Below are 16,502 nucleotides of genomic sequence, written 5' to 3'. Positions count from 1 at the left end.
CCCGGATGATGACATCCAAGTCAGAACGTCACGAAAGCCGACGCATAAATAACCACGATACTAAGGCTGTTTTTCCCCCATGGCCGAGCGCCTCCTGATGGGCGGCCCACCTTTGCCATAGTATTTGGCGCCATCCCTCGATGCATGAAACCTCTTGCCTTTCTCACCAAATCCTGTAGTATTTCGAATACATGCCTGAATAACCGGGACGGATGTTTTTTCGGATAAACTTGAGGAGAAGGGATATGCGGCCGTGTTCGCACCAGCATCTTGAACAAGCCTACAAGGACCTTGACTACCTTCAACCGCTCGCTCCGGACGATCATCGGCTGGCCCGTGAACTGATCGACGGCTTCCTGACCCAGTTGGCAACGGAACTGATCCTCCTCAAAGGAGAGGGCCGAAAGATGCTGATCCACGGCCATGTGGGTTGCGGAAAATCGACGCTCCTCAACTGCCTGGAGGTGCGGCCGGACCTGAAAGAGCATTTTCTTATCGTGCCTCTCTTTATCAAGGAGGTATCCAACCCCGATGACATCGAGGCGATCGACATCATGATCGGGGCCATGACAGCCGCTATGGACAAGGCTTTCGCCCGAGGGATTCATTTGGACGAATCCGCCCTTGAAGGAGCGATTGGACTCTACAAGGAGCTGAGGGGGCTTCTAAAGACAGAAATCACCCGAGAGGAGGGTCGCGGAGGCGACATAAAGGCGGACGCCGGGATATCCCTCCCGTCCATGCTCCAATGGCTCAAGGCCGGGTTTCAAGCCAACTATCGTGTCAGCTTCGAGAACAGAAAAAAGGTTCGCGAGACCTTTGAACCAAAGATGGGCCAACTCATCGAACGAATCAATGAAACCATGACGGCCATTGAAACCCGGATCGGTCATGACGTACGCTTACTGTTCCTGGTCCATGACACGGATAAACCCCGAATCGATAAAGCCCTTCACCTCTTTGAAGACCAGGGATACCACCTGAGCCGGCTCAATGCCATGGCCCTTTTCGTAGTGGATAAGGCCGTCGCCTGTTCGGGCCGCTTTTCCGCCATTACCACGCGATTGGGCGCAGCCAGGCCCTTTCCTGCGTTCAAGCTCGTTGAACCGAATGGCAATTTCTCGGAGGCAACGAAGAGAAACCGCGAGCTGCTGACGGCGTTGATCAGGCGCAGGTTGCCGGAGCCATGCATTACGAAGGAAGCACTGGGCCGGGTCGTGGAACTGGGCAGCGGGCATTTCCGGGAAACCCTGCGCATCGCCCGCGAATCCGTGTTCAAAGCACTGCTGCGGGAAAGCTCCACCAGGGTGGAAGTCTCCGATGTGGACTATGCCGCCATCGAACGGGCCAACGAATTCAATCCCACACAGCAGCAGTGGGACGTCCTTAAGGAAGTGCTTCAGAATCCTTACTGGCGTCCGGCCGAGGCAAAAGACACCTACGACAGCCCCGACTCCCCGGTGCTGCAACTCCTCAACGGTGTTGCCCTGATGGAATATACCAACGCGGAGGACAAGTGGCTGAGACCTCACAGCGTGCTGATCGAGCGGATCACGAGAAGGAAATAGAGCTTTCACTTCGGACGATCCGTCGGCTCGATGAACTGGCGAAACGGCTGGAGCTCAGCGGCAACCGAGGCGGCATTTTCCTCGTTTCCCTTCCATCCTTGACCTATGCCGAGGATTTCTGGCGCGAAATCACCAATAGACTGAGCCCGGCCTGGCGCTCATTGTTGACTGACCTAGCCGCCGGTCCCGATGTGTTGAGCGGATTGCCGTGGCCGGAGTCCGAAAAGATCGAAGGACCGCGCCTCGTAGGAATCCTCCCGCCACCGCCCCGCGAAGAGGACCTCCGGCAGTCGCTGCTGACGGGACTGAACGTGAGGCGGGAGGCTGTGTTTGAGAAACGAATCTGTCTGATCCTCTTTCTCGACCCCGAGCTGGAGAGAGACCTTGGTGTTCGGGCCAAGGACTTCCACTCGATGCGAAGCGCACTCCTGCGCATGGAGATAAATCCGGAAGCCATAGACCGATCTCGTCCTTCCGCCGTGGAGCGCTTGAAGAAAGAGGTGTCGCGTCTGCAGCAGGAGGTGGAGAGCGCCAAGCGACACGGATCGAAGGAATTAGCGTCGGAGTTGATGTCGGCTCTTGGTGACAAACTCGTTTTGATCGGTGACCTCGATCAGGCCCTCGGCACCTACAATGACGCCCTCCGGGTCAGTAGGGAGATCGGCGACCGCAAGGGCGAAGCGGACGTACTAAACGATATTTCACAAGTTTGTAAAGTTAGGGGCGAATACGACTCGGCCCTGAGTTACCTTGAGGAGTCTTTGTCCATCCGAAAGAAGATTGGTGACCGCGAAGGCGAAGGGACCATCCTGAACAATATTTCTCAAATCTACAAAGTCCACGGCGAATACGACACGGCCCTGGATTACCTCCGACAATCTCTGGCCATTAGTAGGGAGATCGGCGACCGACAAGGCGAGGGCGCCACCCTGAACAATATTTCCCAAGTCTATGATGCGAGAGGCGAATACGACACGGCCGTGGAGTATCTCGAACAAGCTTTAGCCATACAACGGGCCATCGGCGACCGCAAGGGCGAAGGGACCACCCTGAACAATATGGCTACCACCTTCTTGTCGAGAGGCGAATACGACACGGCCCTGGATTACCTCCGACAATCTCTGACCATCAGTAGGGAGATCGGCGACCGACAAGGCGAGGGCGTCACCCTGAACAATATGGCTACCACCCTCTTGGCGAGAGGCGAATACGACACGGCCCAGGATTACCTCCGACAATCTCTGGCCATTAGAAGGGAGATCGGCGACCGCTCCGCCACGGAACCGCGTCAGCCGTAGTACTTTGAAAGAGGGTTTGCCCGGCCCCATCAAAGCCGGGTTTCAAGAGTTTCCCCCCGGCGAATGCGCTCTCACCAACAGAAGGAGTCCCGCACCATGAAACGTCTGCTGCAAATCATCCTGGTTCTCGCTATTGCATCGGTGATCGCCTGCGCGGCCGGCCGCCACATCAGACATGGAAACGAGCAGTTTGCGGCGAAAGATTATGAGGCGGCGGTAAAGGAGTATGAACAGGCCCTGGCGATAGAGTCCGAGCTTGCGAATGACGACGTGTTCCAGGAGCGGCTCAGGAAGGCCCGCGTCGAAGTTCTCTATAAGGAGGGAAAGGATCTAGGAAAGCGGCTACAATGGGATGAAGCCATCAGGCGGTACACCCGGTGTCTCGAACTGGACCGGAGTCATGCGCAGGCAAAGGAAGCACTCGCCGAGGCGCGTAAAGAATCTTCGAAAGTACACCTGCAGGCTGGGCTGAGCCTGGCGAGCAACGGGAAGCTCTATGAGGCCGTCGATGAATTGACCCTGTCGGTCGAGCTGGATCCTGACAATAGAGCCGCCCAGGACGCGTTGGACATCGCTCTGAAGGCAAAGGAGGAAAACGAGCGAAAAGCCGAAGAGCAATACAGGACGGGTATGTCCCACTTTCAGCAAAAGGACTGGAACAAATCCTTAGAGGAATTTCGAGCGTGCGTAGAAACCAACCCGGGCCATGTGCTTGCCAGATCCAAGGCCAGAGAGGCCCAGGACCGGATCGATTCCGCCAAGGTGTTGTACGACAGGGGGATGGAATTCTTCGGGCGGAAAGATTGGGATCCGGCAACGGATCAATTCGAAGCGGCGATCAGAGTCAGTCCATTTTTTCAGGAGCCCCGAAAGCGAATCGAGGAGGCCGCCGAAAGCAAAAAACAAGCGGAGTTGTTTTCCCTGAACGGAGACGCCTATTTCGAAGAGAAACGCTGGGATGAAGCCATTGGAGTCTACAGAAAGGCCCTGGACGTTGATCCCAACCACGCTCTTTCAAAGAACAGGCTGGCAAAAGCACTGGTCGAGGCGGCCGCGAAACACAGTTCCGACGGCCTGGCCTCTTTGAACGAGGGCGATGCGGGAAGAGCCGTGGCGGAATTCACTTCGGCCCTCGAGTGCGCGCCCGATTTTTCTGTTGCCAGAGAAGGATTAGCCGGCATTTTCTACCGGCAGGGCTCGGATTTCGAAACCGCCGGCAAACCGGGCAATGCGCTGATCGAATTCAGGAAAGCATTGCTCATGGACCCGGACTACGCCAATGCTCGACAAAAAGCAGCCGCCATCGAGCAACTGATAGCCAAGCGCACCGCTTACAAGGTGGCGCTGCTTCCCTTCTCGAACCGCTCGAAAGATTGCGCCGTCGCCGAGAATTTGAGCGATAGACTTCTGGACTCGCTCGTAAGGCGCGGCATGGAGCATATAGAAATTTTGGAAAGACGAACGTTGAATAACATCCTAGAAAAACAGCGTCTGAGTATGAATAATTTGGCGGATCCGGATGGGGCGCTACCCGCCGGCGGAATTCAAGCCGTGGGTGCGATCATCAGGGGGCAGGTCTCTTCCTTCCGGATATATTTCCAGGAATCGATCACCTCAACGTCGCAAAAATATCAATCCGGCGCCAGGCAAGTCAAAAACTACACCTACTACGATGCACAACAGGACGTCTGGGACCTGCAGGACAAGGTGAGTCGCGAAAGGGACTACGTCTCGCGCTACAGGGCTGAATACAATGACGCCCAAAGCAAAGCCTACAGCGCCCAAAAGACATACAATGATTTTAGCCGCTCATTTGACGTGGAGTGGTGCAGGAGTTACGCACATAGCAAAGAGTCTTCAAAATATAGAAACTGTGGTGACGTACTCGCTACATTGGGAACGCTTAAATCGGACATGGACGGCAGCAGGAGAGGCATTGACGATATAAAGAGCCGATTGAGCATGCGAGAAAGACAGTTGGAGGTTTTGGAACGCAAGTTGCGATCCGCTCAAAACAGATTTCTGTACACGGACGCATACATAGACGTGCCGGTATATAGCCTATGGCACTACCGCATTCACCAGGTTACGAAGCTTTGTTCCCTTTCCGTAACCTGCCAAGCCGTTGACGTCCCGACCGGAAGCATTCTGTTTTCAAATACGGCAGGCAGGACCGCGGAAGATGGAGATGATTACGTGGATAACCCTAATCCTTCGGCGGGAGTGCATGGCAACCCGCTGAACCTGAAGTCCGATACGGAATTAACCAACCAGGTCGTCGATGGCGTGGTTGGGGAGATTGCGGATCACATCGCTGTTTCGCTTGAAACCTACGGAGATACGTATTTCAGATTGGGCAACGAGGCTGCCGGAAACGGCCATACCCTAGACGCCGTCGAGCAATACGTGAACTTTCTCTACTGTTGTCCGAAATGCGACCCTTCCCGCAGAACGGAAGCCATGGACTTCATAAAGAAGGCCAGAAGCTATAGTTGTAATGACATCGAGGCGTCGGACTGCGAAGGATATTGGGGCTTCCATACAAAGGATGCAGAATCCCAAAAAGATTCGGCGGAGGAAATGTAACAGGCGATGAGGACGGAAAGTCCCCAGGCCCTCCAATGTCCGAGCTCGGACCATTGAATTTTACCGGATCCCTGTGCGTTGGTGCGGAATGACGCGGCTGAAATCGCGACGCAGTCTCATTCGACGAGACGAAGTGGGAATAACGGTTTCCAGGACCGCCTTGCAGAAGGGAGGGTGAGTGCGCCCCGCCGGCGATTTCAAAAGTTGTAAGTATTGACTGGGGGAAAACTTTTGAAAAAGTTTTCCCCCAGTACCCTCCTTTCAAAACGTTTAAGGCAGGCGCCGCCCTGCGGGAGGCGCCCAGGTGGTAATTGCTCTGTGGGGGAAGTCTCTGACACGGCGCTTTGGGTCGCCTTTTTCGTCCGTGGAGACTGCATCCGCCCTCCCGGGTCTTTCCGGCGTGAGCCGGAATGACCCTTGTTCAAGAGTCTTGGGAGGGGTTTGGTCCCGCCGCGGCGGGATTCTTGAGAAGGGTTCCCCAAGCACCCCCTGAACAGGTACCAAAAGTTTTCCCCCCGTAAATGATTACAATCTCTTGACCCGGTCTCAGCCTCCGACTATGTTCGGAACCGAGTTCATTGTCTGATCGGAGGAGTCGGAGATGCCGTTGGACCGGGAATTCCAGGGGTTTTCACCTCAAGCCGTTGATTTCTATGTCGAACTGACCCGTAACAACAACAAGGGTTGGTTTGAGAGTCACAAGGACACGTTCGAGACGCATGTTTTGGCGCCGGCCCGGGCGTTCGTCGTGGGAATGGGCGAACGTCTGAGGAACATCGCCCCGGGAATCCACGCCGATCCGAGAGTTAACCGCTCGTTGTTCCGGATCCAGCGCGACATCCGATTCAGCCCGGACAAATCGCCCTACAAGACCCATCTGGGCATCTGGATGTGGGAAGGCGAAGGACCCCGGATGGAGCGTCCCGGCTTCTATTTTCATCTCGAGCCGCCGTTCCTCATGCTTGCGGCCGGCATGCGTGAATTTTCGAAGCCGGTTCTGGAAGCCTATCGTTCCGCCGCAGTGGACCGTGAATGGGGCGCGGCCCTGAAAGACGCCATCGAGTCGGTTACTTCGAAGGGCTCGTATATAGTCGGCGAAAGGCATTACAAGAAAGTTCCCAGAGGATTCGATCCCCATCATGCCAATGCGGAATTGCTCCTGCACAACGGCCTTACGGTGCGCACCGAATCCCCCATTCCACCGGAGTTCTATTCGGAAGAGCTTCTGGACTATTGCTTTGTCCGATTTGTCGAAATGAAGCCCGTACACGAATGGCTTTTCCGGCTCCTCGAACGCATGGACGCATAACGCACGCAGCAAGCGGCATTGACCGTAGACGAGAAACCTGTTTGCCGATGGGAATGCCATGATCCGTAAGATCCGAAAACGCCTTACCGATGAGCCCTATCCCTACATCCTGGATTCGAAACCCGGTTTCTTTCTGGGATGGCTGCTCTACAAACTCTTCAGTCGGGTCAAGTATCGTCCGGAAATGCGCGAAAAACTCCGGAAGATCGGCAGAGAGGGCGTTATTGTATATACCATCAAGTATAGGGGCGCCCTCGACTATTTGCTTTACCACTATCGCTTTCTGGGGGATCGGATACCCACCCCAAGGATTGCTTTTGACCTGAACATGTTCCTGTGGTTGCCTTTACGGCGCGCTTTCGGCATCGCCAGGTATTACATCGGGAGTTTCCTGAGAGGTCGGAAACCGGATGATCCCTATACGTCGGGATTTTTTCGGGAAGAGGTCAAGCGGGGGACTACCTCTTTATTGTTCTTGGTGGATGAAAAAGGGTTTTCCAGGCGATTCATGCACTCCATGGAACATCCTATCGTGATGCTCATGGAAATCCAGAAAGAGCTGGACCGCCCGATTTTCCTCGTTCCGCTCACTTACGTATATGAACTCAAACCGGAAAAGCAGAAGCTCTCTCTCCTGGACCTTTTTTTCGGCAGCAAGGACAATCCCGGAACCCTTCGCAAGGTCGTCCTGTTTTTCCGATACTTCCGTCGAGCCTTTATTGACGTGGGGCCGTTTGTAAACCTCCGGGAGCATCTGCCTCGGGACTGGAGCCCGGAGACGGTTCGCGAGGCCGGCCGCGACCTGTGCGACAAACTGCTCGATCACATCGATCGGCAGAGGAGAGTGGTACTGGGACCTCAGCTCAAGACCCGCCAGCAGTTTCGCGAACTGGTGCTGGACGATTCGGAAATGAGACAGGACTTGGAAATTGCGGCGGCCGAACAAAGCAAATCCGTCAAGAACATCCACAAACAGGCTGCAGCCTATTTTGACGAAATCGCAGCCAACTACAACGCCGTATATGTACACCTGTGGGATTACGTGCTGACGTTCATTTTCGAACGTATCTTCGACGGCGTCGAGGTGGACACGGAAGGCCTTTCCAAGGTGCGTGAAGCGGCCCGCCGCGGCACCATGATCTATGTACCGTGCCACCGCAGCCACATCGATTACCTGGTGCTCAACTACATCTTGTTCAAACATCAATTGCACACTCCTCGAATCGCAGCGGGAAAGAATCTTTCCTTCTGGCCCATGGGCTACATCTTTCGCAATTCAGGCGCGTTCTTTCTGAGACGGACCTTTCGCAACATGCCTTTGTACGAAAAGGTGTTCACCAAGTATGTGCAGACGCTGATCGAATACCAATACCCCCTCGAATTCTTCATAGAAGGTGGCCGGAGCCGCAGCGGGAAGATGATCATGCCGAAATTCGGACTCCTTTCCATAGCACTGGACAGCCTTGCGAAAGAGCGGTGCGAAGATCTGATGTTCGTGCCGGCTCACATCGGGTATGACCAGATTATGGAAGAACAGTACTATGTCAAAGAGTTGGGAGGCACGGAAAAGAAGAAGGAGAGTCTGCTCCAGGTTATCAAGGCCCGCAAATTTCTGCGGAAAAGATACGGGACCGTGTACATCCGATTCGCCGAACCCATTTCGGCAAGAAATTATTTCTCGCAACAATCTCCGGAAGTCTTTGAAGATCCTGACTTGAAGCGGGAAGCTTACCGCCGATTCTCCTTTCACCTGATCCACTCGATCAACAACGTAACCACCGTGACGCCCCTCTCGTTGGTGGTCACTGTCATATTGGCTATCCCGTACCGCGGGTTCTCCTGTGTCGAGATTTCCGAGATCGCGCGTATGTACGTGGATTATCTGTCGCATATCGGCGCCCCGCTTCAGGAAAGCGTCCTCGATCCGGCCAAATGTGTTCGAACGGTTCTTTCGATGCTCGAGGAACGAGGCAAGATAAATTACCTCGAGGGAGAAGATCCGGGGGACGAGGAGTTCTACCTGATCGATGACGATAAACGCATTTCGTTGGAATACTACAAGAACAACGCGATACATCACTTCGTTCCCGCTGCCTTTCTTTCTCTCTCGTTGCTGTCCAAGGAATCTCTGACCGCGTCGAAGGCGGAACTGGACGCGGATGTGGCGTTTTTGGGAGAGACACTTCAATTCGAATTCATCCTGGACAAGAAAGGTCTCTCTCCCGACGCCATGGAGGATCTTGCCCATTTCTTCGAAAGCCGCGGGTTTGTGGAATTTAAGGACGGCGGGCTTTCGGTTACCCCCAAGGGACTGAGAAAACTGCCTCTGTTTTCGGACCTCGTGTGTAACGTTTTGGAATCGCTTTGGATCGCCCTTGGCGCCCTTTGGACATTCAAGGGATCGTCGTTCACCAAAAAGGACATCCTCGCCAGGATGAAATCCAAAGGCACCCGTTTTCTTAAACGGGGAGGGATACAACACGCCAGCGCCCTGTCCGCACTGGCTTTCGAGAATGCTCTGAAATTGTTCGAACACTGGGGCATCCTTGAAGTGGATCGGTCTTTCGGGGAAGACGTCTTGACGGTGACCGGCGAGCGAGGCGAATGGCAGGAAACGGAGAAGCGTGTCAAGGATTTTTGTCATGCGCGCTCCCTGATGCGCGGAGCGTAATCATTCAGGGGATTTCCCGGGAAACCCTATTGAAAAAGGTACCCCCACACCCCTTCTAAACCTATTTGGCGGGGTTGCGCCGCCTTCGCGTCGCAACGAGTGTTATGGATCCCCGAAGTCGCCGGAGTTCAACAGGAGCTGATGTATGTCCCGGAGCCTTGCGTATACTTCCGTGGTTTTCGCCGGCGGCGGCAACCGCTGCATCTGGCAGGCGGGATTCTGGGAAGTCGTTGCTCCGGCCCTTCAACTCGAACCCAAGGTCGTAGCCGGGGCCAGCGCCGGAGCACATACAGCCTGCGTGATATTCGCCGGCCGCTCCGAATTCAGCAAAGCGTATCTCAATCAGATCACGACGGACAATCGTTCGAACTTCCGGTTTTCTAATCTGACGAAGGGAAAACGGCCTTTCCCTCACTACGATATGTATCGCCGGTCCATTCTGACCATCTTCGACGAGGAGGCTTTCAGCAGGCTGAAAAGAGGACCCGAAATACGGGTGCTCCTGGCATGCCCGCCTCGTTGGGCCGGCAGCCTTGGAGGGGTCATGCTCGGTTTTCTCAGTTACGCTTTCGAGAAGCGGATCACCGCTCCTTTACATCCGAAGCTCCCCGCCGCCCTGGGATTTCGGCCTGAAATCGTTCCGGTGAGCACATGCCGCAATCCGGAAGAACTCGCCGATCTCATCCTGGCTTCGTCGTGTACGCCCCCTGTATTGCCGCCGATGCGAAGGAACGGTCGGCCGGTTCTCGACGGAGGGCTTGTGGACAACGTTCCGGTCGTGGCCATAAACCCATGGGAATTGCCGACATTGGTTCTACTGACCAGACGTTATGCTCCAGCCAAGTTACACGGATATCACGGACGAACCTACGTGCAACCCTCAGAACCCGTACCCGTTTCCAAATGGGATTACACCGATCCCGAAGGATTGGAAATCACCTACGACCTGGGCCGGAGGGACGGCGAACGTTTCCTTATCGATCCCCGGTATTCCTATCGATAGTATGCTGCACGGAAACGCGCTACCGGAGTTCTCGATCCGTGCGGGAGCCGCATGGATCCCGCGGAGGCATCAATACCCCATCGAGTCTGGACATTCTTCGGCCCATAGTTATATTTAAATTTTATCCGGTGATTCGGAGGATTTCAACGAGTTTTTGGCATCAAGCGACCGGTAAGGTTCGAGTCGACTCCGGACCGGTATTCATGCTGCAACCATCAGGATCGAGGCTATGTTGGGACTGGAAATGGGTTCAGTGAGGTCTCTGTTGACCTTGTTCGGTTATGGTCTGTTTCTTGGTTTTGAACTTCTAATTCCATACCGAAAACCCTCAGTGTCCAAAACCGGACGCTGGGTGAACAATCTGACGTTAACGCTTCTCAACAGTGTCGTGATGTACCTCCTGTTCGCCGCCCTCATCGTTCACACCGCTCAGTACGTCACCGACAACCGGCTTGGCGTGCTGAACCTGGCGGATATCCCTCGATGGACGAAGATAGTGATTACCGTCCTCATCATGGATTTCGTGATATACGTTTGGCACTTGTTGAACCATGAAGCGCCCTTTTTCTGGCGATTTCACAGAGTGCATCATTCCGACCTGAACATGGACGTATCCACATCCACGAGGTTCCACATCGGGGAATTAGCCATGTCCGCGGTTATCAAGATTTCGTTGATCCTTTTCTTGGGGGCCGAACTGATCGCCGTCATCGTTTTTGAAACTCTGCTCGTGTTCTGCGCGCAGTTCTGTCACAGCAGCCTTAGAGTCCCTCCCCGGCTCGACAGCCTGCTCTGGATACTGTTCGTGCCTCCTTCCATGCATCGGATCCATCACTCGGTCGTTATAAAGGAACGGAACACCAACTACGGCACCATCTTGTCAGTCTGGGACCGCTGGCTCGGCACATTGCGGAAAGACGTCGATCAGGCAGAGATCCGTATCGGAGTCGGCGCGTACAACAATCCCGAGGAAGTTGCATTGGGGCGGCTTTTGATCATGCCGTTTACCAGGTCCGTTTTGTAACCAACCGGACGCACATTTCACTGGAGGTGCATTTCCAAATGCGATTAAGAGACCTGCTCGAGCCCGTACGTACGATCGGACCCCACGAGGCAAAGGCCTACATGCAAGAACACAAAGAGGGAACCTACCTGCTGCTGGACGTGCGCGAAACAGGAGAATACGAGCAGGAACACCTGCCGGGAGCAAAGCTTGTACCGCTTTCCCAATTGTCGGATTCCCTCCATCAGTTGGATCCCGAAAAGCCCACGATCATCTACTGAGCTGTGGGAGGTCGCAGCCGGGTTGCTGCACAGACTCTCACCGGCCAGGGCTTCCGTGAAGTATACAACCTGAAAGGGGGTATCAAAGGCTGGAACGGAGAGAAGGCGCGGGGGGCTGAGGAGTTGGGTATGGATCTCCTGCAAGGTGATTTCTCACCGCAGGGCATCTTTCGGATCGCGGCCACCATGGAGAGGGGTCTACGGAGCTTCTACCTGCTTTTTGCGGAAGCTGCCGGGGATCGGGAACTGATCGGACTCTGTTCGATGCTTGCCGAAATCGAGACCAGGCATCTGGAATCACTGAAGAAGCTGGCCTCCGAAGTCGGCTCCTCCATCGACGTATCGGGCGAGAACGAGACACCCGAGGTATTGGAGGGCGGCTACAACATACGAGCGTTTTTGGAGGAGGTCAAACCTCGGATCGAGACGGTTCCGGATGCTCTGGGGGTTGCCATCATGTTGGAAGCTCAAGCGTTGGACCTGTATATGCGTTTTGCTTATGAAACCGAGAAGGACGGTTCAAAAGAAATCTTGTACTCCATAGCGGAGGAGGAAAAGAGCCATCTCAAGAGCTTGGGGCGGCTTATGGATGAAAAGGTTCGAACATGACGGATAAACTTACGTTGAACATCAGAGGAATGACTTGCGCCGCGTGCGTGCGACGCGTGGAACGCGGACTGCAGGACATGGAAGGCGTTGCCGAGGCTGTCGTGAATTTTGCCACGGAGCAGGCTACGGTCGAATACGATCCAAAGGTATTAGACACGGAAGCGATCAGCCGAAGAGTGCACGACCTGGGATACGACGTGGTGGACACGCCGGATACATCCGGTGACGTTGAGCCCACTACGGTGTCGGTCGGCGGTATGACTTGCGCCGCCTGTGTTCGAAGGGTTGAGCTGGCGTTGAAGGAAATCCCGGGTGTGGAAGACGTGGCCGTGAATCTGGCAACGGCCCGGGCCACTTTGATGCACCGTGCAAACTGGTCCGGAGTTGAAGCAGTAGCAAAAACGATTACCGACACGGGGTACGAGTTTCTGGGCGTGCTGGGAGAAACCCTCGAGGACCCCGTGGAAAAGGCCCGGGCCAAAGAGATCGGTGAACTCAAACGTAAGTTCATTGCCGGCGCGATTTTGAGCGTGATCATCCATGCGGGCTCCATGCAACACTGGTTCCCGTTTCTGAACTCGATCCCCCGTCAAATGATGCTGGTGATCCTCTTCGTGCTCAGCACTCCCGCAGTATTCTGGGTTGGAAGCCGATTCTTCCGGGGCGCTCTGAAAGCCGCCAAGCAAAAAACCACGGACATGAACACGCTGGTGGCCGTGGGGGCGCTTTCCGCCTATGTCTATTCAACCGTGGCCACGTTCTTTCCCGTTCTTTTCTCGAAAGCCGGCATCTTTCCTCATGTGTACTTCGACGGCGCCTCGATGATCGTCACCCTGATCCTCTTAGGACGCCTGCTCGAGGCCAGGGCCAAAGGGAAAACCTCGCGCGCCATCAAGCGTCTCATGGAGCTGAAACCAAGAACTGCCCGGGTCATTCGTGACGGGAAGGAGATGGATCTGCCCATCGAGGCCGTAGTCAAAGGCGACCGGATCGTGGTCCGTCCCGGAGAAAAAATCTCCACGGATGGAACCGTGGTGTCCGGTTCCTCGTCCGTGGACGAATCCATGCTTACGGGTGAAAGTATTCCGGTTTCCAAAAGATCGGGGGACACCGTATTTGCCGCCACTTTGAACAAGAGTGGAACCTTTGTTTTCGAGGCGACCCGGGTCGGAGCCGAGACCGCGCTGGCCCAGATCATCCGCCTGGTCGAGGAGGCTCAGGGATCCAAAGCCCCCATTCAACGGTTGGCGGACAAAGTGGCTTCCGTATTCGTACCGGTGGTGTTCGGTCTTGCCATAATCACCTTTGCTGTCTGGTTTTTGTCCGCTTCCGATTTCACCCTCGCTTTACTCAATTTTGTCTCGGTTCTGATCATCGCGTGTCCGTGCGCCATGGGACTGGCCACGCCCACGGCCGTCATGGTGGGAACCGGTCTGGGGGCGGAAAGCGGTATCCTGATCAAGGGCGGAGAAAGCCTGGAAAAAGCCTACAAATTGACTACCGTGGTTTTCGACAAGACGGGAACATTGACCCGGGGGGAACCCGTCGTGACGGACATAGCCGCCGTTGAAGGGGAAGACCCGCAGAATGTCCTGGCTATAGCAGGGTCGGTGGAAGCCGTGTCGGAACATCCCCTGGGGCAGGCCATTGTCGAGGAAAGCCGCAAGCGCGGAATTCCCACGGTTGCCATTGAGGATTTCGAAGCCATCTCCGGTCTGGGCGCAAAGGCCCTGGTGAACGGCAGATCCGTTCTGTTGGGCAATTTGAAGCTGATGCAGAGCAATGGTGTAGCCTTGAACGGCATGGAGAGCCGGAACCTCTCCTACGCGGACCAAGGGAAAACGTCGGTTTTTGTGGCCCGGGACGGCGAAGTGGTCGGTCTGATCGCCCTGTCCGACGTTCCGAAGGACACCGCGGCGGAAACGGCTTCCATGTTGAAAGACATGGGTCTGAAGATGGCCATGATCACGGGCGACCACCAGAAGACCGCGCTTGCGGTCGGCCGGGCATTGGGCATCGATCACGTTCTGGCCGAGGTCCTGCCCGCGGACAAAGCCGACAAGATTCGTGAACTTCAGGCCCAAGGTGAAATCGTGGCCATGGTCGGCGACGGTATCAACGACGCTCCGGCCCTGTCGGCCGCGGACATAGGTATCGCCATAGGAGCAGGCACCGACGTGGCCATCGAGGCCAGCGACATCACACTCATTCAGAACGATCTCCGCCTTGTTCCCAGGGCCATCGATCTGTCGCACCAGACCATACGTATCATCAGACAGAACCTGTTCTGGGCGTTTTTCTACAACAGTCTCGGCATTCCCATCGCTGCAGGAGCCCTGTACCCGAGGTTCGGCATCCTGTTGAATCCGGTATTCGCCGCAGCGGCCATGGCCATGAGTTCCGTCTGCGTGGTGAGCAATTCGCTCAGGCTGCGAAGGGTGTGGAAAAGAAAACTCGCATCGCACAACTAGGACCTGGTAGACTGTCGATGAAATTCCACGCCGGGGCGTTTTCATTCGGTCGCCGGCCTCGAGTGGGAAGGGCTCGTTTCAATTCCACGTTAAACGAACGGTCGGTATTCCGATGAGGATTTTGATTACCGGAGCCTGCGGTCAACTGGGAACGGACCTCTCTGAAGTCATCGGGAGAAGTGACCAGGTCTGGGCCTTGGGTCGCAACGAATTCGATCTGACAAGACCGGAACAGATCGGGGATGTGCTGGCGTCCATCAAACCCGACGTCGTCGTGAACTGCTCGGCGTACACCAATGTGGACGATTGTCAGAATCGGCCCGCCATTTGCCGGGACATAAACGAGCAGGGAACGGGCCGTCTGGCTCGGAGCGCGGAATCCCTCGGCTGCAGGCTCATTCACATCTCGACCGATTACGTGTTTGACGGCCGGAGAGCCGTTCCCGAGCCTTACACCGAAGACGACGTTCCGTCGCCGATCTCCGTGTATGGGGAGAGCAAGCTCAGGGGGGAGCAACTGGTGCAGGCCTATTGCACCCGATTTGCGATCCTGCGTACAGCCTGGTTGTACGGCATACACGGCCGTAACTTTCTGAAGACCATTTTAAGGCTTGCTCTGCAGCATTCCGAGAATTCCATCAAGGTCGTGGATGACCAACACGGGTCCCCAACCTGGAGCCGCACCCTGGCCCGGCAAATCCGGGCCGTCATCGAAAACGGCGCCGAGGGGGTGTTTCACGCTACGGCCGAGGGGCACTGTACATGGTACGAACTGACACGAGCGTTTCTCGATCGTATGGGTGTCCGCACTCGAGTCGCGCCGTGCACCACGGCCGAGTTTCCCCGACCCGCTCCGCGACCCGCCAATTCCATCCTCGAGAACCGGCGTCTGAAAGCGCTCGATATCCATATGATGAGATCGTGGGAAACGGATCTGGCGGATTTTGTGGAGCGTTATTCCGACCGGCTGCTGAGCGAAGCCCAAGCCGAACTCCAAAGGCAATGAATCACTGAGGAGACATGTGCTATGAAACGGCCGGAGCTGCCTATTTTGCCGGTTTCGTTGCTTATCCTATTCATGTTCTTATCTGTACCCGTATATGAGGCCAGGGGAGAAGTCTACAAGTACCTGGACGATGAAGGCCAGATTCATTTCACCGACGACCTCACCACCATACCCGAGAAGTATTGGGACGAAGTTCAAACCCTAAAGGTTTCTCGGAAGGAGCCGGCCGAGCGGACCCCTGCATCGGCGCCGGAGTTGCCAGGTCCACCTTCCACTGCCGTGGATATAGACGAATTCGGCCACGTGTATCTTCAGGTGGAGGCCCGATATCGTAGCCGATCCGAAACGTTCCGGTTTATGCTCGACACCGGCTCTTCCATGAGTTCACTTACCGCACATGCCGCCGATATGCTGGGAGTCATATACGCAGAAGGTGAAACGTCCACCGTGGTGGCGGATGGGAGGGTTGTTTCGAACGGATGGGTCACGCTCGATAAGATGCAAGTCGGTCCCTTCGTGCTCGAAAACAAACCGGTGCTGATTCATGGCTCCGATCCGCGACAGGAACTCCCGTACGAAGGTCTCTTGGGGCAGGATTTGTTGAGCAAGGTGGAGTATCGGTTGGATCGTGAGAACAAGCAGATCCAATGGTTGAAAACCGACTTTTGACGATTTCAGCTCCGGTTGGAACTTTCCA

At 55.4% G+C, this 16,502-nt stretch carries 12 protein-coding genes; all 12 read left to right on the top strand.

The genetic code is table 11. The features are described 5' to 3' along the window. The first annotated feature begins 245 nt into the window (after positions 1 to 245). The 12 genes from HY788_02525 to HY788_02470 all read left to right on the top strand — a co-directional run bounded on the left by HY788_02525 (position 246) and on the right by HY788_02470 (position 16,474). Positions 246 to 1,568, top strand: a complete 1,323-nt coding sequence (locus HY788_02525; protein ID MBI4773051.1) for a hypothetical protein — start codon at positions 246 to 248, stop codon at positions 1,566 to 1,568. Positions 1,569 to 1,981: 413 nt separating this feature from the next. Next, positions 1,982 to 2,866: a tetratricopeptide repeat protein gene (locus HY788_02520; protein ID MBI4773050.1), complete on the top strand. Its 885-nt coding sequence runs from the start codon at positions 1,982 to 1,984 to the stop codon at positions 2,864 to 2,866. A 96-nt stretch (positions 2,867 to 2,962) separates the two neighbouring features. Next, positions 2,963 to 5,452, top strand: a complete 2,490-nt coding sequence (locus HY788_02515) for a tetratricopeptide repeat protein (protein MBI4773049.1) — start codon at positions 2,963 to 2,965, stop codon at positions 5,450 to 5,452. 601 nt (positions 5,453 to 6,053) lie between these two features. After that, positions 6,054 to 6,761 carry a DUF2461 domain-containing protein gene (locus HY788_02510; GenBank protein MBI4773048.1) on the top strand — a complete coding sequence of 236 codons (708 nt, stop codon included), beginning with the start codon at positions 6,054 to 6,056 and terminating at the stop codon, positions 6,759 to 6,761. 58 nt (positions 6,762 to 6,819) lie between these two features. Then, entirely contained in the window at positions 6,820 to 9,432 is a 2,613-nt protein-coding gene (locus HY788_02505) for a 1-acyl-sn-glycerol-3-phosphate acyltransferase (GenBank protein MBI4773047.1), read from the top strand. 145 nt (positions 9,433 to 9,577) lie between these two features. Continuing rightward, on the top strand, positions 9,578 to 10,435 hold the full coding sequence (locus tag HY788_02500; GenBank protein ID MBI4773046.1) for a patatin-like phospholipase family protein: 858 nt from the start codon (positions 9,578 to 9,580) through the stop codon (positions 10,433 to 10,435). A 229-nt stretch (positions 10,436 to 10,664) separates the two neighbouring features. Further along, the gene (locus tag HY788_02495) at positions 10,665 to 11,459 is read left to right on the top strand and encodes a sterol desaturase family protein (GenBank protein MBI4773045.1); all 795 of its coding nucleotides are present in this window, start codon (positions 10,665 to 10,667) and stop codon (positions 11,457 to 11,459) included. Positions 11,460 to 11,497: 38 nt separating this feature from the next. Next, positions 11,498 to 11,719, top strand: a complete 222-nt coding sequence (locus tag HY788_02490) for a rhodanese-like domain-containing protein (protein ID MBI4773044.1) — start codon at positions 11,498 to 11,500, stop codon at positions 11,717 to 11,719. Positions 11,720 to 11,848: 129 nt separating this feature from the next. Next, a complete protein-coding gene (locus HY788_02485; protein MBI4773043.1) occupies positions 11,849 to 12,328 on the top strand; it encodes a ferritin family protein in 480 nt (159 codons plus the stop codon). Next, positions 12,325 to 14,799, top strand: a complete 2,475-nt coding sequence (cadA, locus tag HY788_02480; GenBank protein ID MBI4773042.1) for a cadmium-translocating P-type ATPase — start codon at positions 12,325 to 12,327, stop codon at positions 14,797 to 14,799. Before HY788_02485 ends, cadA begins: the two co-directional genes overlap by 4 nt. A 112-nt stretch (positions 14,800 to 14,911) precedes the next feature. Next, on the top strand, positions 14,912 to 15,805 hold the full coding sequence (gene rfbD, locus HY788_02475) for a dTDP-4-dehydrorhamnose reductase (GenBank protein MBI4773041.1): 894 nt from the start codon (positions 14,912 to 14,914) through the stop codon (positions 15,803 to 15,805). A 21-nt stretch (positions 15,806 to 15,826) separates the two neighbouring features. Further along, a complete protein-coding gene (locus tag HY788_02470; protein MBI4773040.1) occupies positions 15,827 to 16,474 on the top strand; it encodes an aspartyl protease family protein in 648 nt (215 codons plus the stop codon). Positions 16,475 to 16,502: the final 28 nt, after the last annotated feature.

This window comes from Deltaproteobacteria bacterium (assembly GCA_016208165.1).
Lineage (GTDB): Bacteria > Desulfobacterota > Desulfarculia > JACQYL01 > JACQYL01 > JACQYL01.
The sequence above is the reverse complement of the archived record's forward strand: the minus strand, read 5'-3'. Positions and strand labels throughout refer to the sequence as shown.

What these genes read in the sequence shown, in the direction of transcription:
- HY788_02525 (MBI4773051.1), top strand. Translation starts at nt 246, where the DNA reads ATGCGGCCGTGTTCGCACCAGCATCTTGAACAAGCCTACAAGGACCTT.
- HY788_02520 (MBI4773050.1), top strand. Translation starts at nt 1,982, where the DNA reads ATGCGAAGCGCACTCCTGCGCATGGAGATAAATCCGGAAGCCATAGAC.
- HY788_02515 (MBI4773049.1), top strand. Translation starts at nt 2,963, where the DNA reads ATGAAACGTCTGCTGCAAATCATCCTGGTTCTCGCTATTGCATCGGTG.
- HY788_02510 (MBI4773048.1), top strand. Translation starts at nt 6,054, where the DNA reads ATGCCGTTGGACCGGGAATTCCAGGGGTTTTCACCTCAAGCCGTTGAT.
- HY788_02505 (MBI4773047.1), top strand. Translation starts at nt 6,820, where the DNA reads ATGATCCGTAAGATCCGAAAACGCCTTACCGATGAGCCCTATCCCTAC.
- HY788_02500 (MBI4773046.1), top strand. Translation starts at nt 9,578, where the DNA reads ATGTCCCGGAGCCTTGCGTATACTTCCGTGGTTTTCGCCGGCGGCGGC.
- HY788_02495 (MBI4773045.1), top strand. Translation starts at nt 10,665, where the DNA reads ATGTTGGGACTGGAAATGGGTTCAGTGAGGTCTCTGTTGACCTTGTTC.
- HY788_02490 (MBI4773044.1), top strand. Translation starts at nt 11,498, where the DNA reads ATGCGATTAAGAGACCTGCTCGAGCCCGTACGTACGATCGGACCCCAC.
- HY788_02485 (MBI4773043.1), top strand. Translation starts at nt 11,849, where the DNA reads ATGGATCTCCTGCAAGGTGATTTCTCACCGCAGGGCATCTTTCGGATC.
- cadA (MBI4773042.1), top strand. Translation starts at nt 12,325, where the DNA reads ATGACGGATAAACTTACGTTGAACATCAGAGGAATGACTTGCGCCGCG.
- rfbD (MBI4773041.1), top strand. Translation starts at nt 14,912, where the DNA reads ATGAGGATTTTGATTACCGGAGCCTGCGGTCAACTGGGAACGGACCTC.
- HY788_02470 (MBI4773040.1), top strand. Translation starts at nt 15,827, where the DNA reads ATGAAACGGCCGGAGCTGCCTATTTTGCCGGTTTCGTTGCTTATCCTA.